At 65.3% G+C, this 23,351-nt stretch carries 19 protein-coding genes; 14 read left to right on the forward strand and 5 right to left on the reverse strand.

Going from position 1 to position 23,351, the window contains the following annotated elements; translation table 11 throughout:
• Position 1 precedes the first annotated feature (1 nt).
• From ACOOHB_RS17905 to ACOOHB_RS17925, 5 genes are all read right to left on the reverse strand, one after another.
• Positions 2 to 1,054: an oligopeptide/dipeptide ABC transporter ATP-binding protein gene (locus ACOOHB_RS17905; protein WP_420446154.1), complete on the reverse strand. Its 1,053-nt coding sequence runs from the start codon at positions 1,052 to 1,054 to the stop codon at positions 2 to 4.
• Positions 1,051 to 2,988, reverse strand: coding sequence for a dipeptide/oligopeptide/nickel ABC transporter permease/ATP-binding protein (locus ACOOHB_RS17910; RefSeq protein ID WP_420446155.1), 1,938 nt, complete (start codon positions 2,986 to 2,988; stop codon positions 1,051 to 1,053). Before ACOOHB_RS17910 ends, ACOOHB_RS17905 begins: the two co-directional genes overlap by 4 nt.
• Positions 2,985 to 3,941 (reverse strand): ABC transporter permease, encoded by a 957-nt coding sequence (locus tag ACOOHB_RS17915; RefSeq protein WP_420446156.1) that lies wholly within the window; start codon positions 3,939 to 3,941, stop codon positions 2,985 to 2,987. Before ACOOHB_RS17915 ends, ACOOHB_RS17910 begins: the two co-directional genes overlap by 4 nt.
• A 122-nt stretch (positions 3,942 to 4,063) precedes the next feature.
• On the reverse strand, positions 4,064 to 5,797 hold the full coding sequence (locus ACOOHB_RS17920; protein WP_420446157.1) for an ABC transporter substrate-binding protein: 1,734 nt from the start codon (positions 5,795 to 5,797) through the stop codon (positions 4,064 to 4,066).
• Positions 5,798 to 5,972: 175 nt separating this feature from the next.
• Positions 5,973 to 6,473, reverse strand: coding sequence for a prepilin peptidase (locus ACOOHB_RS17925; RefSeq protein ID WP_420446158.1), 501 nt, complete (start codon positions 6,471 to 6,473; stop codon positions 5,973 to 5,975).
• A gap of 261 nt (positions 6,474 to 6,734) precedes the next feature.
• Between ACOOHB_RS17925 and ACOOHB_RS17930 the strand changes: the two genes are divergently transcribed.
• From ACOOHB_RS17930 to ACOOHB_RS17995, 14 genes are all read left to right on the forward strand, one after another.
• Entirely contained in the window at positions 6,735 to 7,451 is a 717-nt protein-coding gene (locus ACOOHB_RS17930; protein WP_420446159.1) for a hypothetical protein, read from the forward strand.
• A 179-nt stretch (positions 7,452 to 7,630) separates the two neighbouring features.
• Positions 7,631 to 9,460, forward strand: a complete 1,830-nt coding sequence (locus ACOOHB_RS17935; protein WP_420446160.1) for a hypothetical protein — start codon at positions 7,631 to 7,633, stop codon at positions 9,458 to 9,460.
• Positions 9,461 to 9,557: 97 nt separating this feature from the next.
• A complete protein-coding gene (locus ACOOHB_RS17940) occupies positions 9,558 to 11,258 on the forward strand; it encodes a CpaF family protein (RefSeq protein ID WP_420446161.1) in 1,701 nt (566 codons plus the stop codon).
• Positions 11,259 to 11,261: 3 nt separating this feature from the next.
• Positions 11,262 to 12,179 (forward strand): type II secretion system F family protein, encoded by a 918-nt coding sequence (locus tag ACOOHB_RS17945; protein WP_420446162.1) that lies wholly within the window; start codon positions 11,262 to 11,264, stop codon positions 12,177 to 12,179.
• Complete coding sequence (locus ACOOHB_RS17950) at positions 12,176 to 13,051, forward strand: type II secretion system F family protein (RefSeq protein ID WP_420446163.1); 876 nt, start codon at positions 12,176 to 12,178, stop codon at positions 13,049 to 13,051. Before ACOOHB_RS17945 ends, ACOOHB_RS17950 begins: the two co-directional genes overlap by 4 nt.
• A gap of 211 nt (positions 13,052 to 13,262) precedes the next feature.
• Positions 13,263 to 13,721: a hypothetical protein gene (locus tag ACOOHB_RS17955; protein ID WP_420446164.1), complete on the forward strand. Its 459-nt coding sequence runs from the start codon at positions 13,263 to 13,265 to the stop codon at positions 13,719 to 13,721.
• A gap of 209 nt (positions 13,722 to 13,930) precedes the next feature.
• A complete protein-coding gene (locus tag ACOOHB_RS17960; protein ID WP_420446165.1) occupies positions 13,931 to 14,371 on the forward strand; it encodes a hypothetical protein in 441 nt (146 codons plus the stop codon).
• Positions 14,365 to 14,925 carry a hypothetical protein gene (locus tag ACOOHB_RS17965; RefSeq protein WP_420446166.1) on the forward strand — a complete coding sequence of 187 codons (561 nt, stop codon included), beginning with the start codon at positions 14,365 to 14,367 and terminating at the stop codon, positions 14,923 to 14,925. Before ACOOHB_RS17960 ends, ACOOHB_RS17965 begins: the two co-directional genes overlap by 7 nt.
• Positions 14,922 to 15,437, forward strand: a complete 516-nt coding sequence (locus ACOOHB_RS17970) for a hypothetical protein (protein WP_420446167.1) — start codon at positions 14,922 to 14,924, stop codon at positions 15,435 to 15,437. Before ACOOHB_RS17965 ends, ACOOHB_RS17970 begins: the two co-directional genes overlap by 4 nt.
• 78 nt (positions 15,438 to 15,515) lie before the next feature.
• Positions 15,516 to 18,791 (forward strand): hypothetical protein, encoded by a 3,276-nt coding sequence (locus tag ACOOHB_RS17975; RefSeq protein WP_420446168.1) that lies wholly within the window; start codon positions 15,516 to 15,518, stop codon positions 18,789 to 18,791.
• 62 nt (positions 18,792 to 18,853) lie between these two features.
• Positions 18,854 to 20,398: a hypothetical protein gene (locus ACOOHB_RS17980; protein ID WP_420446169.1), complete on the forward strand. Its 1,545-nt coding sequence runs from the start codon at positions 18,854 to 18,856 to the stop codon at positions 20,396 to 20,398.
• An 11-nt stretch (positions 20,399 to 20,409) separates the two neighbouring features.
• Positions 20,410 to 21,576, forward strand: coding sequence for a hypothetical protein (locus ACOOHB_RS17985; protein ID WP_420446170.1), 1,167 nt, complete (start codon positions 20,410 to 20,412; stop codon positions 21,574 to 21,576).
• A gap of 8 nt (positions 21,577 to 21,584) precedes the next feature.
• Positions 21,585 to 22,430 carry an ABC transporter permease gene (locus ACOOHB_RS17990; protein ID WP_420446171.1) on the forward strand — a complete coding sequence of 282 codons (846 nt, stop codon included), beginning with the start codon at positions 21,585 to 21,587 and terminating at the stop codon, positions 22,428 to 22,430.
• The gene (locus ACOOHB_RS17995; RefSeq protein ID WP_420446172.1) at positions 22,427 to 23,314 is read left to right on the forward strand and encodes an ABC transporter permease; all 888 of its coding nucleotides are present in this window, start codon (positions 22,427 to 22,429) and stop codon (positions 23,312 to 23,314) included. Before ACOOHB_RS17990 ends, ACOOHB_RS17995 begins: the two co-directional genes overlap by 4 nt.
• The last annotated feature ends 37 nt before the right edge of the window (positions 23,315 to 23,351 follow it).

The raw sequence follows: 23,351 nt of genomic DNA on the forward strand, positions 1-23,351 counted from the left end.
ATCACTTTCTCGTGGTAGCTGACCGAATAAAGTCCACGACCGACTCGCCGGCGAGAATTGGGCCGCTCGTGTGGAGGTGGCATCGCACGTAGCCGCCGTGGCGAGCAACGGTCGCCGTGGGCATTTCCCGGCTGCAAATGTCCATCGAGACAGGGCACCTGCTCTCGAACGGGCAGCCCGGGGGCAGATCAGAAGGACTCGGAGGCTCAGTGTCTCGCCTGAATGTGCGCCGCAGCCGCCTTCGCTCTTCTTGAGCCTCCGGGTCCGGAACCGGGGCCGACGCGATCAGCATCTCCGTGTAGGGATGCGATGGCGACTCATAGACGCCTTCGGCGGCACCCGCCTCGACGAGGAACCCCAAGTACATGACGCCCACGTCGTCGCTCATGTGCCGGACGACTTCGAGGTCGTGTCCGATGAACAAGATTCCCACGCCGGTGTCGGCTTGCACACGCCGCAGCACGTTGATGACCTGGCTCTGGATCGAGACGTCGAGGGCGCTGGTGGCTTCGTCTGCGATGATGAGGTCCGGCTCCACGGCGAGGGAGCGCGCGATCGAAACGCGTTGACGCTGTCCTCCGGACATCTCGTAGGGGTAGCGGTCTAGGAATTCGCCGGTGAGTCCGACTTCGTCGAGGAGACCGAGGATGCGCTGCTCTCGTTCTGGTCCTGGCTTGATGCCGAAGTGCCGGGTGATGCCGTCGCCGACGATGGTGCGGACCTGATGCACCTGGTTCAGCGACGAGAACGGATCTTGAAGAACCGCCTGGACGCGTTTGCGGAATGCCAGTTCGTCATCGGATTGCACACGAGTGACGTCGACGCCGTCGAGGCGAATTCTGCCGGCTGAGATTGGGGTCAGTTGCAGGATGGCTCGTGCGACCGTGGACTTGCCCGAGCCGGATTCGCCGACAAGACCGAAGGTTCGCCGCGGCTCGATCGTGAAGCTGATGCCGTTGACGGCCTTGGTCGAGGGCATCGTCGGCTGAAAGAGCCGCTGACGGCCCGCGAAGGACACGTACAGGTTCTCGACTTCGAAGAATGGCGCCGTCATGTGTGCGACTTGGTGCCGGGTCCGAACGCGAATTCGGAATGTCGGATACAGCGCACCGTCTCGGCGCCGAATGACTCCAGCGGCGGCACAGACTCGCGGCACTGCTCGGTCGCGAACTCACAGCGCTGAGCGAACCGGCAGCCCGCCGGCCATGCCGTCGCGGACGGCACGGTCCCCGGGATCACCGGCAGGTCACCGTGACCGCCGTGGCTCTGAGGCATGGTGTCGAGCAGAGCTCGGCTGTAGGGGTGCTTGGGTCGCGCGAACACCGACGCCAGGGCCGCGGTTTCCACGACTTGGCCGGCGTACATCACCAGCACGCGATCGGCAGCGTCCGCGATCACCCCGAGATCGTGAGTGATCAAGATCACCGCCATGTGGTGACGATCCTGAATGTCAGCGAGCAGGTCCAGGATCTCGCCCTGCACCGTCACGTCGAGCGCTGTCGTGGGCTCGTCGGCGATGAGCAGCCTCGGTTCGCAGGCGAGCGCCATGGCGATCCCGACACGCTGCGCCATGCCTCCCGAGAATTCGTGCGGGTACTGATCAAGTCGCCATTCGGGATCCGGCACTCGCACCTCGGCGAGCAGCTCGGCGGCTCGTATGCGCGCTTCGGGCTTGGAGATGTCGGTGTGGATCAGCAGCGCCTGCATCAACTGACGGCCGACCTTGAGCGCCGGGTTGAGTGCCGCGACGGGCTCTTGGAAGATCACGCCGATGTCACGGCCACGGATCTGTTGCCACTCCTGCTCCGACAGGTGGGTGACGTCGCGGCCGTCGAACGAGACGCTTCCTCGCGTCAGATATCCGGGTGCCGGGGTGAGCCCGAGTGCGGACAGCATCGTCATGCTCTTGCCCGATCCGGACTCGCCCACCACACCCAGCGTCTCGCCGGGGTACACCTCAAGCGACACCCCCGAAAGCACCTGGCTGGCGGTGCCGCCGGGGCCGGGGAACTCAACGTCGAGGTCGCGGATGGACAGCACGGCACCGGCCGCGTGCGGTTGGTCCGCCGGCTGGAGCGCCATGTGCTTGACAGCGGTCAATGCGTTATTCGCAACGTCGCGGCCGAGCGAATCGCGGATCGCGTCGCCGAACAAATTGAATGCCAGAACGGTGAGCACGAGAGCTCCGCCGGGCGGGATGATCTGCCAGATTCCTTCGAGGCGAAAGTCGAAGCGTGCACGCGCGAGCATGACGCCCCAGTCGGGATCATCGAGCTTTGCCCCGATGCCCAAGAAGCTCAATGTGGCGCCGATGAGGATGACTGCCCCGGAGATGATGGCGATCTGCACGATGAGCGACGGCAGCAGATTCGGAGTGATGTAGCGCCGCAGAATTGTCGCGGGCGACAAACCGGTGATGCGCGCCGCATCGACGTAGAGCTCCTCTTTCTCCGCCAATGTGACTGCGCGCGTCAGGCGGGCGAAACGCGTCGCCATGGCGATGCCGACGCCGAGCATCGCCGAGGTGAGGCTCGGCTCGAGGATGATGATGACCGCCATCGCCAGCAGCACGATCGGCAAGGAGAACAGCACGTCGTTGAGCCACATGATGATGCGGTCGGCGCGGCCGCCTCGCCAGCCGGAATACAGACCGACCGGCACACCGATCCCGACGGCGACGATCATCGCGACCAGAATCGACTTGACGGCGAATCGGGCGCCATAGATGACGCGGCTGTAGTAGTCCCGACCGACCCCGTCGGTTCCGAGCCAGTGATCCCAGCTGGGCCCCTCGAAGGTCCGTGTCAGTGACACGTCGCCGGCGTAGGGATCGTGCGGCGCCAGCAACCCGGGCCACAGCCACGCCAGCAGCAGCATCGTGATCCACACCATGGAGATCACCGTCAACGGATTGCGGAACATGCGCAGCCAAAAGCGCGCGCGCGGAGTGGGCACCTTTGGGGTTGCGGCCGCCAAGACATCGCTCATGACTCAAGCCTGACTTTGGGGTTCAGGTAGCCGTAGCTGATGTCCACGAGCAAGTTGACGATGAGCACAACGATGCCGACGACCAGCATGGAGCCTTGGAGCACGGTGACGTTGCGGGTCTGGATGGCGTTGGTGAGCAGCGTTCCCATGCCGTTGATGTTGAACACGACTTCGACGGTGAACGTCAGACCGAGCGCGGCGGCAGCACGAAAGCCGATGGCGGTAACCGTCGGGATCATCGCGTTGGGCAGTGCATGCTGCCCGATGAGCGAGGTCCGCCCCACGCCACGGGCGCGGGCAGCGAGCACGTAGCGGGACTGCAGGGCATTGCTCATGGAACTGCGCAGCTGACGTTGCACCAGCGCCACGGTCGGCAGCGCAAGCCCGAACGCCGGCAATGTGATGCTGCGGAACCATCCCCAGAGGCTCTCCGATGGACGGGTGTAGCCGGCGGGACTGAGCCAGCCCCACTTCACGGCGAGCCACCACGAGAGCAGCATCGCGAGGAGGAATCCGGGGGCCGCAATGAGTGCTGCCGACACGATCGAGAGAACTCGGTCGGCGTTGCCGCCGGGTCGCACGCCCGACACGATGCCCATCGCCATGCCGGCTACGACCCCGATGACGAGGCTGTAGATCACAATGCTGAGCGTCGGACCGAGGCGGTCGGCGATGAGGCTGCTGACCGAGACGCTGTCGTTCGTGAGCGATGTGCCGAGGTCGCCGGTGGCCGCATTTCCCAGCCAGCGGACGAATCGAATCGGCATCGGCTCGTCGAGGCCGAGTTGGCTCTCTACCTGAGCGATGCACTCGAACGTGGCGCCCTCACCGCAAATGGAGCCGGCGATGGACCCGCGGGCCTCCATCGCCACTGCAATGGCGAAGGCGACAACCGCGATCGCGAACAGCAGCGGAATCATCGCCAACAGGCGGATGCCAATGTATCGAGCCATTTCTCCCTCTGAGGCTGCCTAGTGCGCCGCGATACGGCGGGGTCCCCGGTGTGCTGCCGGGGACCCCGCCTCTCCCGGAGAGGCGAGCGGTCGAGCGGTCGAGTACGCGTTCAGCCTCGAACTCAGTTCTTGGTGACGCCATGTGGCCAGAAGTGAATGGGCAGTCCTTGGGTGTGGTGCACTCCCTCGATGCCGTCCTGATAGGCCACCACCGTCGTCAGCGTGTTGTTGACGATGAAGATGCACTCTTCGAGCAGGATCTTCCAGGCTGCAGCGACGTCGTTTTCGCCATCCGTGAAGTCCTTGCCTCTCGCTGCATTGACAAGCTCGATCACCCCGTCGGGGCTGGAACCGGACGGATTGAACCCGGCGGTGCCCGTCCGAGCGACAAGCGACATCAGTGCGTTCGGTTCATTGAAGGGGATGATCTGAACCGGGTGGACGCCTCGAGCGAGGCGACCGAACATCTCGCCGCCAGTCGGAGGATCCAACGCCTCGTTTTGCATGGTGATGCCCAACTCGGACAATGCGGTGCCCCAAGCCGAAGAAAGCACCGGCCAAAAGCCGCCGGGCAGGTGGCCATTAGTGAAGGTGAATCCCTCTTCGCCGGTGGCGGCGAATCGTGCCTTGGCGGCCTCAATGTCGAATTCGGGGACATCGAGGTCGTCGATGTACGCATAGTCCGATGGGCCGGTTGCGAACTGGTGGTTCACCGATTCGGGGTCGTTCAACTGCGCCGCGATGCCTTGGCGGTTCAGTGCCTGGGCCATCGCGCAGCGGACTTCACGGTTGGCCAACTGGGGGATCTGCTCGCCGGTCCAGTCGGCGACGACGAAGCCGATGCGCACCGTGAAGTTGCTTGCGACGCCTCCGGTCACCAACAAGTCGAGGTCATTGAGTCGCACGACCGCCACGTCGTACTGCCCTGCATTGAACGCGTCGAGACGCGCTACTTGGTCGATCGCGACTTCGAGCCGGACGGTCTCGAGCCCCACGAGACCCGGCTGCCAGTAGTCGGCAAACGCGGCCAGGTCGTTCTCGGTGAAGTCAGGGTTCGAACTGCTCCACATGTACGGCCCGGTGCCGATCGGATTGGCTGCAGCGTCACCGAGGGCGGCCGGGGAGACCATGAGACCCGAGTTGCGGATGAGACCGCTCAGGAGCAGGATTTCGCCCGCGGCCGCCAGGTTGAACTTCACTGTGTGCTCGTCGACTGCTTCCACGGTGTCCACGATGCCCAACTGGCCGGCAACGGGCGGAATGACCTGGGGTGGGCCAGCGGTCTTGACGAATTCGACGTTCGCGACCACCGCCGCTGCGTTGAGCGGAGTTCCGTCGTGGAATGTGACGCCTTCGTGAAGGTAGAACGTCACTTCGCTGCCGTCGTCGCTGGTCTCCCAGCACCTTGCGAGCCATGGCCCGACGCTGCCGTCGGCCTCTTGGCGCACGAGGCCTTCGTAGATCCAGCTGTAGTAGGCGAACGTCGCAGGCGTCTGATCGTCATGCGGATTCAACGAGTTGAGCGCGAGCGAGATCGCATAGGAGAAATCGCCGCTCGGGGCGAACGTGCCGGGTTCGAGCGGCGGGGTGTCGGCAGCGCAGCTGGCGCTCTCGGCCACGACGACTTGACCGAGCTCGGCCTGTTCGGCCTGTTCGGGCTCCTCGGGCGTTGTTTCGACGGTCGGCTCGTCCGGCTCGTCTTCGCCGGGCGTCGGCGCGGCATCGTCGCTGTCACCGGCGTTGTCGACGATGGCCGGCGGGACGAGCGTGCCGCGTTCGTCGCTGCCGCATGCGGTTGCTGCCAAGCCGAACGCCATGAGGAGCGCGAGGCCTCGTATCCATCTGCTGCGGGTCATCTATTTTCCCTTCTCCTCAGTTCATCCGGTTGCGGTCCGTGCGCTTGGGTGCGTGTGGACCTGCCGGATCGTGAGTAGAAGGAATAGTAGTAGCCGTTCCTATCCTTATTCGCCCAACCGCAGTCGCGGGGCTCCGCGCGGTGGCTCGGCCACGCGCGTCACAACCAGCCCGCAGTCACGATGAGCCCGCAGGCACGATCCCCCATGTCGTCATGGCCCACACCACCCCCGCGGCCGTGCCGACCGCCAAGTACGGCCCCAGGGGCCGGCTCGAGCGCGCTCCGTGCCGCACCATGACCACCAGCGCCTCGGGCAGCGCCACGAGAAAGCTCAAGGACACAGCGAGCAGTGCGACACGCCAGCCCCACCAGCCGCACACGAGCCCATTGAGCACACAGAGACGAACGTCGCCGAAGCCCATCGACGGCGGATGGATGAAGTGGATCAAGAACACCGGTGCGCTGAAGGCGACTGCTCCGGCGAGCGCGCCCAGCAATCCCGAAGGGTCGCCCCGCAGCAGTGATGCCACGGCGTACAGCACCCACACTGCCGCCGCTGTGGACCAGATCAGCTTTGTGGGCAGCGTCCGAGTCCGTATGTCGACAATCGCCAATTTCGTCGCTGCGGCGAGCCATGCCACGCCAGCCCCAAGCACGAACACAGCAGGCCAGCTCACGGCGTCGGCCCCAGTCGGAGACGGGGCATCAGCGGCGACTGACCTCGTCTGGGCCCGGCATGCAGGGGTAAGCCAATGTGGAGATCTCCTTCATTGTCGACCTCGTGCCGTGCTCGGCGAGTCCGTCGTCGCACGGCCATCTTTGCCCACGAGCGAGTAGTTGCAACTATTGGTGACTAAGTTTGCTGCACTGTGTCTGATCCGTCTGGTTCATCCCGAAGGCAAGCTGACGATTCTGCGAGCCCGTCGCGGCCGGTCGCGATGCCCGGCGGCAACGAGAAGCGTCGCTTGGGCTTGGTCCTCGTCGGCTTGGTGCTCGTGGTCGGCACGGCATTCGGATTCTGGTACGTGCTGCAAACCATTGATGAGCGCCAGGGCTACGTCGTGGCCTCACGTGACATCGTGCGATGGGACCGTGTCGGCTCGTCGGACTTCGCAATCATCGAGGCGAACGTCGGCGAAGCGGTCGCTATGACGCCAAATGAGATGGGCCCGATCTATGGCCAGTGGTCTACGGGCAACATCCCGGTCGGCACGCTGATCACCCCGGGCATGTTCCAGGTGCCGCCGATGTCCAGCGAATCGGAATCCAAATCGGTGGTCACCGCCTTGCCGTTGCCCTCCGGGGAGGTGGCATTCGGCGCACTGGCGACCGGCGACCGAATAGCGCTCATCGGACGCGAGCCAGACGAGGCTGATCCGCTTGCGGATGCCTTGGGCGATTCCGTTGCGGCAGCACCGGAGCAGCCGCCGCTGACGCTCATCGGAATCTTGCAACTCGAAGATGTGCGGGACAACCAGATCTTCTATGTCGGCGATCCCCTTGGGGCGCTGGAGCTGCTGGAGCTGCTGGAGCGCTTCGAACGCGCCCAAGACAACAAGATTTGGCGAATCGGCATCGATGTCACAGCCGAGCAACTCATGCTTGCGCTTCAAGGTGAGACTGCTACGGTTGGCACTGATATTGGCAGTGAGTAGTCGTGACTACTCCAACCCGACGCAGAGGGACACAAGAAGTCGAGAAGAGTTCAACCGAATTGAGCGAAGAGGAGCGACACGCGCGAGACGTACCGCAGCGAAGACAGCACTCTGGGAGCAAGGGAAGAGCGAGCGGACAGGCTTGGCGCAGCCAGCCAGGTTGACCGCTCCAATGCGAAATGTTGACCGTTTACAGCACGCATGGATCGCCGGGAGCGTCCGCAACCGCGATTTATCTTGCGGCACAATGGGCTTCGACAGGCCGTCAGACGCTGCTGATCGAGACCGACCCGGCCGCTGGCTCGCTGAGCCAAAGGCTGGGTGTGCAGTTCACGCCAGGAACCGCCTCATTCGTGGCCTCCGACAAGCCCGTCACGTCTGCAAACCTGATCGACCACGCGCAGGACGTCCTCTTTAACGACCTCCACGTCATGCCGACCCCGTCGAGTCCGTCGGGGGCCAGGACTGTGGCTGAGAAGTTCGCACGGCAAGGCGAAGAGCTGCGCGACGTCTCAGAGAGCGAGATGGCGGTCATCGTCGACGGCGGACGCCTCACCGCCGAGGTCTCCACGTCGGAACTGACCACGAGTGCTGCCGCGGTGCTGGTGGTCACCCGTGACGCAAACCAGCTGAACAGCCTCGAGCACCTCAACGGCGTTCTTGTCGAAGATCCCGCCCAGCCCGGACCGCTGGGCTTTGTGGCCACGGTTGGTCCTTCGTCCCTGAAGGAATCCGAGTGGCTCAGCCAGCACGGCTTGATCTTCGTTGGCAGCGTCGATCTGTCCTCCGAGAATGGCACCGATCTGTCCATTTTCGTGGCTCGCGGCAAGCGCAAGTCGCGCAAGATACGAGGCAGCCTCGAGAAGCTGGCGGATGCCCTCGTTGAGTACGCGTTTCCGGGTGGAGCGTCGTCACCTCGAGTGCGAGTGCCGGCGGCACGGCCAGAGGTCGTCGAGTCCGAAGCGTCCCCCGAAGAGGCACCCCTCACCGTCGAGCCAGACGAGCCAGTTGCCGAGCCGCCTGGAGTCGCTGCGCCCGACCAGAATGCGGCCCCAGCCACGCAAGAACACGAGTATGAGCAGGTGCCACAGGCACCCGGCGGCTATGCCGGCCAAGGCTACGAACAACCCGGCCAGCACCGACAAGACCAGTACCCCCCAAGCGGCTACGAACAGCCGGGTCAGCACCAACAAGACCAGTATCCGCCGGGCCAGTATCCGCCGGGCCAGCACCAACAAGACCAGTATCCGCCGGGCCAGTATCCGCCGGGCCAGTATCCGCCGGGCGGCTACGAACAGCCGGGTCAGCACCAACAAGACCAGTATCCGTCGGGTCAGTATCCGCCGGGCCAGTATCCGCCGGGCCAGTATCCCCCAGGCGGCTACGAACAGCCGGGTCAGCACCAACAAGACCAGTATCCGCCGGGTCAGTATCCGCCGGGCCAGTATCCGCCGGGCCAGTATCCGCCGGGCCAGTATCCCCCAGGCGGCTACGAACAGTCGGGTCAGCACCAACAAGACCAGTATCCGTCGGGTCAGTATCCGCCGGGCCAGTATCCGCCGGGCCAGTATCCGCCGGGCCAGTATCCGCCGGGCCAGTATCCGCCGGGCCAGTATCCGCCGGGCCAGTATCCCCCAGGCGGCTACGAACAGTCGGGCCAGTATCCGCCCGCCTACCCCACCTCAGAGCACGGCGACGACGCCTACCGGCAGACCCCGTATCCCCAGCATGAACAGTTCGATCCGGCGTTTGGCCGCTCGGGCTACCCCGAGGGCGCGCCATCGCACGCGTACCCGCCGTCGGGTGGGGCGGCGTACTCACCGCCTCCTGTCGCCGAACCGCTCCCCGCATCACGACACGCTGAGCCCCAGCACACAGAGTCGGTCTTTGAGGCACCGGAGGTGCCGACAGGATCGTTCCGCTCGTGGGCGGCACATTTGCACGGCAAATCGGCCGGTAGCGATGCCGACGACGACTGGCCTCGTCCCGATGAGGGCGTGACCGCCTGATCGACGTTCGCCGAACCGGCTGCGCACGGGAGGCAACTCAGGGTGTTTCGCAGGAATCGTATGCGCGGTAGATAATCACGGCGACTATCGTACCGATATGAGCGAATCCGTCGAGAGTCGACCCGGTTTCGAACTCTTCAACCGATCGCGTGAAGATCTGCTGCGCAACTACATGGAGCTGCAGCGTCAACGCCTCGCTGCCCCCGTCATCGACGAGCGGCTGATGGCGCTAGCGGATCGGATTCTCGAACAGAGCGACACCGCAGCCGTGATGAGCGGCAAGGCACAGCTCGATGCAGATGACCGCCGCGAATTCCGCGCGAGCGTGAGAGGGCTCATGGGCGGCGGTGCACTGGTGCCGCTGCTCGAACGACCCGATGTCGAGAACATTCACGTGCTCGGCCACGACACGGTCATTCTGTCCCTGGCCGACGGCCGCCGGATCATGGCGCCTCCGCTCGCTGAGAGCGAGGAGGAGCTGGTGATGATGATCCGTCACCTTGCCGCAACCGCTGGGCACACCTCGCGCCGTTTCGACACCGCGTCGCCCATCCTCGACCTGCGTCTGGCATCGGGCCACCGGCTCTTTGCGGTCACCGCAGTGGCCGAGCGCACCTCCATGGTGATCCGCCGCCACCGCATGCTGACCGCCTCGCTCGACTTGCTCTTGGAGGCGGGGACGGTCACTCCGCAGATGATCCCGGTGCTGCGCGCCGCAATCAGGCCGCCCGATCCAATCAACATGCTGGTCGTCGGCGGCACGGGGGCCGGCAAGACGACGCTCCTGCGCTCGTTGCTGTCCGAAGTGCCCCAGTCCGACCTCATCGTCACCGTCGAGGACACGCTCGAATTGCATCTGCGGTCTTCGGGCCTGCACGTGCGGACCCTCGCGTTGGAGACCCGTACTGCCAACACCGAGGGCACGGGCGAGATCGCGATGTATGACCTGCTGCGGGCGGCGCTGCGGATGTCGCCTGATCGCGTGATCGTCGGCGAGGTCCGCGGCGGAGAGGTGATGCAGCTGCTGCAGTCGATGGGCATCGGCGTCGATGGCTCGCTCGGCACGATCCACGCAGGCAGCACCGAGGCGGCAATCAACAAGATCCTGATCTACGCGCAGCGCTCGCCCGACGCGCCGACGCCCGATTCGGTGCTGCGGGAGATCGCTGAGGTGCTGCACCTGCTGGTGTTCATCAAGAAGCTCCCGGACGGCCGGCGTGCCATCACGTCGATTCGCGAGGTCACCGGCTATTCCGACGGCGAGGTGCTCACGAACGAGGTGTTCTCGCCAGGCCCCGACGGCACGGGGGTGTACAGCCAACCGTTCAAGCCCGACGGTGAGGCGCTGTCTCGGCTGCGAGCATCGGGTTTCGAGCCGTCCATGCTCGGGCCGGTGGCGCCCGCCCAGCCCGGGGCAGGCCAGCCGCCGCAGCAGCCGCGTCCGGCTCGCCCGCCTGCCCAAGCCCCGCCGCGATACCCGTCTGTGCCGCCACAAGCCCCGGCCGCCGAGTACCCCCAGCCCCAGCCCCAGCGCGGCTACCGGCAGCAGCCCGCTCCACCGCCGCAGCGACGTCCCGAAACGCCGTCGCCGCGCCGCCGAGCCGCGCCGCCGAGCCGCACCTCAGCGCCTGCGCCCAACCCTGCCCCTGCGCAGCGTCCTGCCCCGGCGCCCAACCCTGCCCCTGCGCAGCGTCCCGCCATGACCGCGTCGGCAGGTCAGGAGGCGCCCCCGCCCATACCGCGGCGGAGCAGCGGCGGGTCTGAACCAGTGCTCAGATTCCCAGTCCAGGGGTCCTGAGCTGTGGTGGGCCTCGCCGCGATCGTCTGCGGTGCGCTCGCAGGCCTGGGCTTGGTTGCGATGGTGATCGGCTTGAAAAAGGCACCGGTCAAAGTAGATCGACAGAGGCTGCGCGACTTCCAGGCCAAGAATCTGAGGGAGCGCACCGCCAATCTCGACACACAGGTGCTCATCTCGCTCGGATTGGCTGCGGCGCTTGCCTTTGGTGCCTGGGCTGCGACGGGGTGGCCGGTTGCGGCGCTGATCGGCGCCGGCGCCGGCGTCATCACGCCCAAGATGGTGGTGACACCCCGGCGACGCCAAGCGGTGGCCGATGAGATCGAGGCCTATTCCCAGTGGACCGAGCAGATCCGCGACCTCGTGTCGGCCAGCGGCTCGCTGTTCGAGGCGGTCACGCTGTCGGCGCCAAGCGCACCGCCAATGTTGCGCTCCCAGGTGACGCAATTGGGGCAATTGGCGGGCACGGTCGGCCTGAAGCCGGCGCTGGACTGGTTCGCCGCCGAGATGAAATCGCCCTACGCCGACCGTCTTGTACTCGGGCTGAACATTGCGTGGGATTCCGGCGCCCGGGTCACTGAGGCGTTCGAGAGCGTGTCGCGTGCGATGCGAACCGAGGTCGAGATGCGGCGCCGTAACGAAGTGGCGAACGCTCGCACGTGGACCCAGGTCATCTCGATCGTGGGGATCACGGTGGTGTCAGTGCTGTTGATGTTCGTGTTCAACCGCGGTTTCTTCGACCCCTTCGGCAGCCTCGTGGGCCAGGTCGTCCTGCTGATGGTGGGAGTCATGATCTTCGGCAACATCTTGTGGGTGCTGAAGATGTCGGCTTCGGGGGTCCCGGTGCGCCTGCTCGACCAGCAAGTGCTCGAAGCCGAGGTCGCGAAGCTGATCACCACCTCACACCGAACGCGCCAATCATGACGCAGGTGATCGCGCTCGCCGTCAGCGCTTCCGTTGGCGTGATGCTCATGATTGTGGGCATGTTCCGGCGACGACGTCCGCTCCAGTTGCCGGGCGTGGACGCGCAGGCCGCCGGAGTGCGCGGGGCAACCAAGCGCGCAACGGGCCGTCTCCAAAAGGATCTTGAGCGCAAACAGCATCTGGGCCAGGACGCAACGATGGTGGGCCGCACACTCGAGAGTCACGCGTTGGCGAAGCTGGGCGGATTCGTGGGCGGAGCCGTGGTGATGATTGTCGGCGTGATGCTGCTCTCGCTGGCGTTCGGCTTGTCGATTCCGCTGCTGATGACCCTCACCTCTGCGGCGGGCGGTGCATTGCTGGGATGGTGGCTGCCAGACTCGATGCTCAAGACCGAAGCCGAGAACGAACGCGTCCGCTTCAAGGAGTCGTCCGAGGCTTGGCTGGAACTGGTGGCGCAGCTGGTGACAGCGGGGTCCGACGCCCATGCCGCCTTGCATATCGCGTCGGGCTACAGCAGCCAGCCGGCATTTGCAGCGATTCGCGAGTCGCTCGTCGAAGCCTCGGCCATGGGCGAGGCGCCCTGGCTGGGCCTTCGCCGACTGGCGGCGTCGCGGCGTCTGCGATTCATGGATCCGTTCATTGCCGCGCTTGAGCTTGCCGGCACCACCGGTGCGGGAGCGCGTCAGTCCATCTTGAGCCAGGTCGACGCGGCGCGGTCGAAATCGCTTGCCGAGGCCGACGCGAAGGCTGCGTCGGCGAGCGAGAAGATGGGCGCCCCGCTGGCCCTCATCGGCGGTGCGTTCATGATGCTGATGGGCTACCCGCCGCTGGCCAGCATCATGGATTCCTCCACGATTCCCACCGGTTTCTAGGCCCGCTGGCCCAACGATTTCGCAGCCGCCGCGCTCGGGTCGGGGCCGCATCGATGCGTGCGCAGGCATTCGGCCGATGAGAATTCCGTCTTCGATCATGAGTAACAACGGCTACTATTGCAAACAACGTCGTTGACCCCGATGTAGTTGTTGCCCAAGGGCAGCAAGGAGTTGCTGACGATCCACCAATTCAGACAACGAAAGGCACAAGATGGCTGAGACGCTGGTACTAGCACTTGGGGTGCCGATGGCACTCGGAGCGGCGTGGCTGGCGTCGCGCCGAGATTGGTCGCCTTCGGTCGCAGACAATCGCGGCATCGCCCTGCAGACCGTCATCGTCATCGTGGTGATGCTGGTGATCGCCGGCGGCGTCTCCGGCGTGCTGCTGTCGCGCGGCGGCGATGTGATCGGTGATCTGGAGAGCCAAGATGTCGGCTCCGTGTCAGCCACCAACTGCCCGACGATCAAGATCGGCGAACTCGGACTAATGAACACACAAGGGACCGTTTGCAGGTGGGTCGGGACCTCCGGGAACACAGTGTCGCAAGCAGCGTGCGTTAACTATGGCGGCAGTTATTTCGGTGGCATGGTAACCAGCGCTGGCAGTCATTCCTCGATAACTGCGGCAAACAACAACCACGGCGTGTGTCAGAAGACGATCTCGTCGTAACGGCAGCTGATTGAGCTCATTGACGCCCACTTGGCGTAGCTGCAGTTCCGTTGGCATGACCGACTGAATTGCAGCTACGCCGAGCGCACCGGCCAGCGAGAAGAGGAGAGGTGCTCGTTTACCGCAGTCACTCTTCGTCACGACCGGGTGCGAAAACTGCGTCTGTCTCGAGGACAGTCATCTCGCGTTGTGACGATCAGCGCGGCGAGGTGTTCCCCGTTGCAATCCTGTTCGGCGGCGTGATGCTCACCATCCTGATCGGCTTGCACGTGGTGCTGGTTTCGGTGGCCACTACTGCGGTGCAGGCGGCGGCTGATCGCGGTGTCTCAAGTGCGCAGGCGGCACCGATCGGACCGTCCACATGCGGAACGTTCGGAGGGCAGTACGGCGTCGTCACTCCGGAAAGTGAACGCGAGTGCCAAGGCGTGGTCGGTGCGTGGTCGGCACTGATCGCCTCTGGGAGCATGGTGGGCCCGGCTCGACCGCCCGTTGTCTCGGTCAACGAGAACGCCGGCGTCGTCGGTGTCGCCGCGTTCGGCATTGTGATCTCGCCGGTGCTCGGGGCGCTCGAAGTGATCGGTTACGCCTGCGGCCCGCTGGACCTGGTCGAGGGCGTCGCACCGACCCGAGCCGACGCGTCGGCGTGCTGAGAAAGTCCGCACCCGTCGTGCTGCGCACTCGTCCGGGTGAGAACTCCACAGCGAGGTCTGAGTCGGGCTCGGGCACCGCCATCGGTGTCGCGATCATGTTTCCGGCACTGATGCTGGTCATCGTGACACTGCACGGCATCACTTACGCAACGCGTTCCGAACAGGCGCTGCAGGTGGTCGCCGACCGAGCGGCACATGTCGGCTCCCTGTGCTGCCTGCACGTCGGCGATGCGCGTACGGCAGTCTCGGCGAGCATCGCAGTGCACGCGAACAGTGCGCTGGGGAGCCGACTTGAGTGCTCGAACGACGTGACTGCGGACGTATTGGTGTTCTTCGAAGATGTCAACCATGCCAATGTCCCAGAGCTCGATGCCGATGACAATCCCAATCTCGTGCCAGCCGGAGGTCAGGTCATCGTCTCGGTGGACTGCCAACTGCTGCCGAGCCGACTCGGTACATTCACGCTGCTCGCATCAGATGTCCACCGTCGTGCCGTTGGGGTCGCGACAGTCGATCCGTATCGCCATCGGTTCGCGCCGACTGGGGTGTCGTGAGACGGCTCCATCGATGGTCGTCACTGAGTGAGGCCTGGCGCGAGCGCGGTGCCCGCTGCGAAGACCAGCGGGGCGACTATGCGATCTTCATCGCCGTAATGGCCTCGACGCTGCTGCTGTTCGGCGGCATCGCGTACGACGCACCGCGGCTGATCGCAGCGCGACAACATGCCGTTCACAACGCTGCTGAAGCTGCCCGTGTCGCTGCCGCCACCGTGGCTGCTGGGGGCACGATTACCCAAGCACGCGCGGCCGCCGACAATCGTGTTACCTCGTTGCCGCCGCTGTACGGCTCGCCGACCGTGGTTGCAGCCATGTCGTGCGTCGGAACCCGAGTTGAGGTGACAGTGCTCACCTCGTACATAAACGTGTCCGCGCTGGCGGTCTTCCGGGAAGAACTGCGGATCACTGCGACTGGGGCAGCCGAGGCGCAGCTGGTCGGGCCGAATGGTGAGCCCAGCTTGTTCGGGTACTTGCCCGAGTGCCCGCTGCTGTCGGCCGGTGCTCCATGAAGTTCGTCAGCGGAGCCATGCACGCCGGCACACCGCTGGGCGCGTATCTCCGTAGTAACGATTACTCTTAGGAGCGCTGTGAGTCGACGCGGCCTCTTTTCCCGGATCTTCCGCCGGCGCCCTAAGCCGGCATTTGAGCCCAACGCGGGCGCGGACCCCACGCCGCGCGGCCGCAAGAAAAAGGATGCACCGCCTGCGGACTGGGCGCTGGACCCTTCACCGCAGGCGCAAGCCGAGTCGCCATCGGGTGAGCCTTGGTACAAGCACACCGGTCCGCTGTTCGACGAGTCGTTCAACGACGGCGTTCCCGCCGTGCTGCGCCAAAGAGGCGACGCAGCGTTGTTGCCCCCGTCGGAGGTACTGACGGCGGCAAGTGTGCTTCCGCCGCCGATTCCAAGAATCCAAGCCAACGTGCCCCGGGACGACCCGGCACCGCCGCCCGATCCGTCACCGGCACCGAACCCCGGTCCGCTGCCCAGCGAACAATTCGATGTCTTCGGCCCGCAGTCGTCTGCTGCCCAAGGCCCGCCGCCCGCCCAGCAGCTCACACGCGCCGGTGACAACACGCCGCATGCGGGCGCCGAAGAAGTTCGGACCCACGCGCCGCCTCCGCAAGCGCCGCCCGTGTCCGATCTGGGACCTGATCCGCAGCCTCACCGAGAAGAGGTCCACGCGCGTGGCGGCGCTGGCCCGGCGGGTGGTGGACCTGTCGCCGCGAGCGCCTTGCCGGCAACATCGCCGCCAAGCGAGGTAGCGCAGAACGAACCCCCGATGGTGGTGCCGATTCGCGGCTACTACTTCACTCGATCCCAGGACACGCTGCGCAGCGTCGCCGCGCAATTCATGAACGCTCCAGAGCGCTGGGCCGAGCTGCGTGCACTGAATGGGGCCTACCCCGGCATCGCTGACGCTGACCCTGATGCGCTGCTTGCCGAAGGGACCGCTCTTGCCCTGCCTGGGGATCCCCTGCCGTGGGGCCGGCCCGATCCGGTCTACCTGTGGACGCTCGCTGAGACATTCCTCTTTACGGCGTGGGGTCGCGAACCGACTCCCGACGAGGTAGCGCCCTTCTGGCGAGGGCTGACCCGAGGCACGGTGCCAGAAGGCGAGCAGCCGCCCACAGGCACCGAGCTTCCCGGCATCGCTGAGATAGCGGCGCGCAGCTTCTCGACCGCGGCACCGCCGACACAGGAGGGCACCGAGCAGACGGGGGTGCCCGCTGAGTTAGAGATGCCCGCTGGGGACGAATCCGAACGGGCGGACGATGAGCCGTCACCCGCGGTGCCTGAGGCGTTCGAGCCGCGTGTGCCGCCGGTGCCTGAGGCGTTCGAGCCGCGTGTGCCGCCGGTGCCCGAAGCGCCCGAGCCGCGTGTGCCGCCGGTGCCTGAGGCGTTCGAGCCGCGTCTCCCACCCGAGCCCGAAGCGCCCGATGCCCCCGAAGCGCAAGTTGGCATTGCCGCGGAGGCCGACACAGTCCTAGACACCACTGCTGACACCGACATCGAGGCTGACGTTGAGTCCGAGCCGGCCGTCGGCGTCCCCGATGGTCCGGTCACCACGGCGGAACAGCCCCCGACCGAGCAGCCGACATTCGCGATCTCGCCGATCGACGCTGCAGTTGCGCCGGAGGAGGACACAGCCGAGGGCACCTCGACACTCGCTGCTGAGCCGGTTGCTGCTGAACCATTTGCCGCTGAACCGGTTGCTCCTGAGCCGGCCGCCACCGAGTTCGCGTTTGGCGACGATCCGCTCGCTGTCGAAGATGCCGAGGCAATTGCAGAACTTGTCGGGGCTGTCGAGGAAGCGATCGAAGACGTCGGCATCGAAGACGTCGGCATCGAAGACGTCGGCATCGAAGACGTCGGCATCGAAGAGATCACCATTGACGAAGTCGGCATCGAAGACGTCGGCATCGAAGAGATCACCATTGACGAAGTCGGCATCGCGGACGTCGAGATCGCAGATGTCACTGTCGAACACGACAGGTTCGGCAGTGACTATGCCGATACCGACATCGTTGATGCTGAATTTGCTGACACCGATTTCGCCGATGCCGATACCTACGTCGATGCGGACATCGTCGATGCGGTCATCGTCGACGACGAGCCCTTCGTGGCCGAGTTCGATACAGCGCAGCCAGCTCCGCCAATTGCTCCCGACTTCGACCCCTCAGTCGAGCCGCACGCCCCAACGCTTGAGCCACCCCCCTCGCTCGAGGAATGGCTGGGGGACCCCGCAGCAGTATTCCCAGGCGCCGACTCGTCGGCGCCCTATGCGGGGCTTCCAACGGCTGAGGATCCCGAGACGCAGGAGCGCCCGCCAGAAGCCGAGGCGCCGAGGGTTCCCCACTTCCTGCCTTCGGTCACCGGCGCGACACCAGGAGCGCCGGCCACTCCGCCCCGAGCCTCACCGGTGACTCGCGGTCTTGCCGGAACCGCCGTCGGCGACGCGATGATGCTGTGGCAGATCGCTCGCCGCCGCAGGCAGAGCCGGCGCGGTTCGGGGATGCCAGATGGCGTCGATCCGTCACTGCAGTTCTCCGAGGGCAACGAGTCGCTCGAGCTGATCGAGGCCGCCATGCGGCACCTGTATGCCGTCACCGTCGGCCAGCAACGCCCCGCGCCCCAGGTGCTCGCTGTACGAACCGGCACCTACGGATTCGAGGTGCTGCTCGACGAACCGTTCGAGGCGCCGCCAGGGTGGCGGGAGGCATCGGGCGGCTATGTGCTCGAGCTGCCGCCAGGCATCACTGCACGCGACCTCGGCGCCGTCGCTGACGGCCCGTCGCTGTGTCCCGCACTGGTCCCGGTGGGCAACACCTACGAGGGACCACTGCTGCTCAACCTTGAACAGATGGGATGTCTCGCAGTGTCCGGACCGAGCGCCGCGGCAGCGAGCCTGCTCAGCGCAATCGTCGCCACGCTCGGATCGTCGCCGATGGTGGGCGACCTGCGCATCACTGCGGTCGGTCTGGACAACGCAGCAGGCTCAGTCGGCTGGGAAACGGTGCGCTTCGTCAGCTACGACTCCACCGAGCTCGAAGACCTGCTGACAACCGCGTCGTCGCCCGAGGACGGCGTCGGCGAGATGCTGGTCATCGGACCCGGAAATGATCTCGTGATCCAACGAGCCGGCCAAGTCGCCACTGCGCCGGGCTCGCGGCTCTCGCTCGTCGGCGCCACCTCAGCGGTGAGCGCACGTTGGCCGTGGCGCATCCATGTCGATGACACCGGCACTGCGTTGGTGCACCCCATCGCGATCACCATGACTGCCGCACGTGTCCTGCCGCCTGAAATGCTTGCCCAGCTTGGCGGGATGACCGCTGGCGGCATCGATCCCGCCCAAGTCCGATGAAAACCTCGCGGCCTCACTGCTGCCCCGAAGGCCGGGGAGGTCACCGCACACGATGGAAAGGGTTGCTCGCGGTCCTGATCGCAGCAGCAATGCTGACGGCAGCCTGCGGAAGCGGTACGAGCGAACCGGGGACCGCACCCGACGACGCTCCTGTAGAGGCCCCGTCGATCGTTGACGATGTCGCTTCGACGCGGTCCGGAGCGGGGATCGGGGCCGCCGGAGGCAATCTTGCAGCATTCAGTGCCGACGAGTGCGATCTGACACGAGCCATCCGCATCGCCTACGTCGGCCCGGACGTCAGCGAACTCGAAGCTGTCGGCCTCGCTTCACTCGTCATCGAGGAACCAGCGCACATCATCGGGGCGTACCTCACGGAGGTCAACGCTCACGGCGGCATTCACGGTCGATGCGTGCAATCGAGCATTCATCTGTGGAGCTGGGCAAACCCGACCGACTCCTTCGCGCGCATCTGTGCCGAGGTGCCAGCCGGCGAACCGATCGTCGTCATCAGCCTGTACGGCGATGTGCGCGGCGTGAGGTGCCTCACCGTTGATGCCGAGCTGCCGGTGTACGGCCTGTATGCATCGGTGCCCGCAACGGTGCAGCGGAGTTCCCGTGGCCGTCTCTTCCTTGACGATGGGACAGTCGGCTATCTCCTTGCGAGCAGCATCGAGGTGTCGCATCAAACGGGCACTGTCGATCATAACGCCCAGGTGGGTCTGCTGTATGGGCCGCCCGTGGGAGTCACGCCGTCGGGACGGGAATACAACATCGGCGCCGACTTCGAAGAGCTGGTGAACCTCACCGGCAGCGCCAATCTGATTCCAGGCGTCATCACCCATGTCTCGTCGGCATTCGGGCAGCTCGCCAACCTTGGACCCGAAGGCCGCGTACGGCTTCTCCAGTCAGGTCTGACCGCATCGGAGATGGTCGATGTATCGGCGGCGCTCGATGAGATGTCCACCGAGCAGCGTGCGCTCTTGGGCGAGATCGAACAGTTCTACCTCGACGCAGCAATGGAGCACCGTGACAGCGGCGTCGCCGCCATCTATGCCACCGTGCCCTGGTTCGAGTTGCGCCGGATGATGCGCGCTGCGGAGCGCATTGGTTGGCACCCGGACTGGATCGCCTCCGACATACAGGGCGCGACCCTGACGCTGACAGACGCGCCCCGCGCCCAGGCAGACAACTTCTACTTGGTCAGCGCTCGCCCCGCAGCCGGCGACCCGCTCGCGGACCTCGACCGTGGCTGCGTCGGCTTGCGAAGCGCGGCCGCCGACGCACCGCCCTTCCCCCACCGTCACCACACCGACGCGTGGGGCCTGCTGGTTGCGACGTGCGACGCGCTCGATGTGACGTTGAGCGCACTGTCGCGCATCTCAGGACCGTTCTCGACAGGCGCATTCTTGGAGCAGCTTGCCAACACCGAATATGAGGGGATGTCCGGCGGCCACCTCAGCTTCGGGCCTGATGATTTCTCCGGCTCTGACCGGTTCCGAGTGCTTCGTGCCGATCCCGGCTGCGTCCTCGACGATTGGGGATGCATGCGGGCCATTAGCGAGTGGCTTGAGCCGTTGGGCGAAGAGCACGTGGACCACGACGAATGAGACGGTGTTCGGTGACTCGCAAACGGACGGGCGTGGCGGCCGCGGTGCTGTTGGTGATCGCGATCATGGCGCTCGGCGCATGCGGCGGTGCAGCGAGCGAGGTGGCGCCGGTGCGCACCGAACCGCGCGCGGCTCCCGCCGTTGTGCCCGAACCGATGGCAGAAGGCATGGTCATCCGTTTCGCGCTTGCGCCTGATCCGTTGTGGCAGTGGCTGATCGATTCGGGCACGCTGGCTGCGTGGGAGCAAGAGCACGGCGTCCGGATTGAGGCGAGTCATCCGTTCCGTCCGTTCACGGCGATCGTCAGCGGCAGTGCCGACATCATCGTTGTGAACGCGTTGGAAATTCCTTTGTTCACCCCCGACCTTGAGCACACGCCCGTGATCATCGGCAAGTACACGTGGGATCGGTCGATAACAGCGACGAAGCGGACGTCGTTGGCGACAGATCTCGCTGGTGTGGTCGAGGGCCGGATCGCGATGAAGAGCCAGATTGGGTCGACGCTGCTGTGGGCGCTGATCGCTGATTCGCGTCACGATCTGGAGCTGATCTATGGCGGTCCGGACTTCGAATTCATGATCGCCACGTTCGGGGTTGCTGACGCTGTGGAACGCGGCGAGGCGGATGCTTGCATCTGTCAGCCTGAGGAGAGCGTCCAGGCGCTAGGCACAGGCTCGTTGCGCGCGCTGTACGGCGGCAAATCCGCAGCGGAGCTGTACGCAGAGACGCTCGGCGATGCTTCCCGACCGCCGCTGGGGCAGGTGTTCCTGGCTGACGGTGCGTGGCGGCAGCGCAACCCGATTGCGGTGAACCTCTTCGTGGAACTGTGGGAGACGGCGATACAGCACTGGCATCGGAGCTTCCCTACGGTCATCGCCCAGTATCCGGAATTGCTGTCCGTGCAGACCGACGACGAGGTTCAGTGGCTCAGCGCCTACGTCGAGTTGCACAACTGGGTTGCCCCATCGGCGTACACCGATTCCGAGGACCGGCAGTTGTACATCGACGCGGTGTCACTCCTGATGGACGCAGGCCATCTCCCTGCGCATGCGCCGGTTCCTCAGCTCGGTCTCCGGCGGACAGGAGCAGCCGCGGGCAGTCAGCAGGACGATCTTGATGACGCGTCGGCTCCTCAACTCGCCGCTCTCGGGGCAGTTGCGACGAATGGAGGGCAATGAGCATGTCCATGGATACCTCCGTTACGCCCGATGCCGTGGCCGAGCTTTCAGCGCGCGAGGTGCGTCGATCGGTTCTTAGCCGTTGGGGATTCCGCATCGGTGTCGTAGTGGGGTGGCTCTCCTTCATCGGTGCGTGGTACCTCGTGACGGAGTTCGTGCTCGGTGCCCAGCAGTTGCCCCCTCCCCATGTCGTTGCGCAAGAGGCATGGGAAGTGCTCAGCGACGAAGGCTTCGGTGCCACGGTGTGGGCGAGCCTGCTGCGTGTCCTGGTCGGTTGCACCTTGGCGCTCATCGTCAGCGTCCTGTTTGGGATGGTGATCGCCTACAGCAACTGGTGGCGCAACTTGCTGCGCGCTCTTACACGCTTCTTCGTCAGCATCCCATCGGTTGCGCTCGCGATCTTGGCGCTCATCGTGTTCGGCGTCTCTGGCCTGGGCCCGACGCTGACAGCAACCCTTGTCGCTACGCCGTATGTCATGTCGAGTGTCGCGCAGGGGCTCACCGGCGTGGATCGCCGGCTGATCGTGATGAGCGAGTCGTTCGGCCGGACCCGGGCGCAGATCATCACCGGGGTGCTGCTGCCGTCCTCGGTGCTGTCGGTGATTGGCGGTGCCCGGCAGGCGTTTGCCCTGGCTTGGCGCATCGTGCTGTTGACCGAAGTCTTCGCCGCGTCTGACGGCGTGGGCTTCCAGATCAAGCGCAGTTTCGAGAGCTACGACGTCCGCGGTCTGTTGGCGTGGACCGTGCTGTTCATCGGGATCATGCTGCTGTTTGAGAACTTCGTCTTTCGACAGCTGGAACGCCGTGCCTTCGGAGGCGCGCACGCAGTCGGCGGCACGGGGCGGCAACAGTGAGCATCTCATCGGGTTACCCGGTTCCGCCCGGCGATTACGGCATCCCGGGACCTCAGCGACCAGTGCCCCGCCGAGCGTCGAGTTTGACGCGACGGCCATGGTTCATCAACCTGCTCGCTGTCGCGGTGCTGCTCGGCATCTGGCAGTACCTCAGCGCAACCAACAGCCGTGTCCCCGCGATTGAGGACATCGGTTCGTTCTTGCTCGTCGAACTGCGTGGCACATCGCACGGCGGAGCGATCACCGGCGAGTTCTGGCCGCCCTTGTCCGTGAGCCTGCGGCGCTATGCGATCGGTCTCGTGATCGGTATTCCGCTGGGCACGGTGCTGGGCGTGCTGATCGGCGCCTCGTCGCGTTTCCGTGCGCTGCTGAACGACACGGTGCTCGTGATGCTGGCGCTGCCGTCGGTGGTGTGGGCGTTCGCTGCTTCGCTGTGGTTCGGCTTCAGCGACACAGCGCCCATTGTTGCGGTCGTGCTTTCTGCGGCGCCGTTCATGGCGTTCAACCTTCGGTCAGGCATCTCAGCGATCGAACCCGGTCTCGCTGAGATGTCTCGGTCGTTCCACGTTCCTGCGAAGCGAAGACTCACTCAGCTGCTGATCGGCGGCGCAGTTCCCAGCGCCATCACCGGCATTCGGCTGGCCTTCATGACCAGCTGGAACAGCCTGCTCATCGTCGAGTGGTTCGGAGCGACCTCCGGCGTGGGCTGGCGGTCCCGCTTCTGGTACGACGCCCTGCGCTACGAGGGCTTCGTGGCTTGGGTCTTCCTGTTCGTTGTGTTCATCACCCTGCTCGACTGGCTGGTGCTGCGACGGCTGGAGCGACGATCGATGGGCTGGCAGCAGCAGCCGACGCTGACGTTCGGCGAGGGCGACGACATATGACGACCCGCTGCAAGCGGAGTCTTGGCATTGCCGACGA

This window comes from Candidatus Poriferisodalis sp. (assembly GCF_965215815.1).
GTDB lineage: Bacteria > Actinomycetota > Acidimicrobiia > Acidimicrobiales > Poriferisodalaceae > Poriferisodalis.

Coding starts and splice junctions, on each gene's coding strand:
- ACOOHB_RS17905 (WP_420446154.1), bottom strand. CDS start 1,054: ATGACGGCGCCATTCTTCGAAGTCGAGAACCTGTACGTGTCCTTCGCG.
- ACOOHB_RS17910 (WP_420446155.1), bottom strand. CDS start 2,988: ATGAGCGATGTCTTGGCGGCCGCAACCCCAAAGGTGCCCACTCCGCGC.
- ACOOHB_RS17915 (WP_420446156.1), bottom strand. CDS start 3,941: ATGGCTCGATACATTGGCATCCGCCTGTTGGCGATGATTCCGCTGCTG.
- ACOOHB_RS17920 (WP_420446157.1), bottom strand. CDS start 5,797: ATGACCCGCAGCAGATGGATACGAGGCCTCGCGCTCCTCATGGCGTTC.
- ACOOHB_RS17930 (WP_420446159.1), top strand. CDS start 6,735: ATGCCCGGCGGCAACGAGAAGCGTCGCTTGGGCTTGGTCCTCGTCGGC.
- ACOOHB_RS17935 (WP_420446160.1), top strand. CDS start 7,631: ATGTTGACCGTTTACAGCACGCATGGATCGCCGGGAGCGTCCGCAACC.
- ACOOHB_RS17940 (WP_420446161.1), top strand. CDS start 9,558: ATGAGCGAATCCGTCGAGAGTCGACCCGGTTTCGAACTCTTCAACCGA.
- ACOOHB_RS17950 (WP_420446163.1), top strand. CDS start 12,176: ATGACGCAGGTGATCGCGCTCGCCGTCAGCGCTTCCGTTGGCGTGATG.
- ACOOHB_RS17955 (WP_420446164.1), top strand. CDS start 13,263: ATGGCTGAGACGCTGGTACTAGCACTTGGGGTGCCGATGGCACTCGGA.
- ACOOHB_RS17990 (WP_420446171.1), top strand. CDS start 21,585: ATGGATACCTCCGTTACGCCCGATGCCGTGGCCGAGCTTTCAGCGCGC.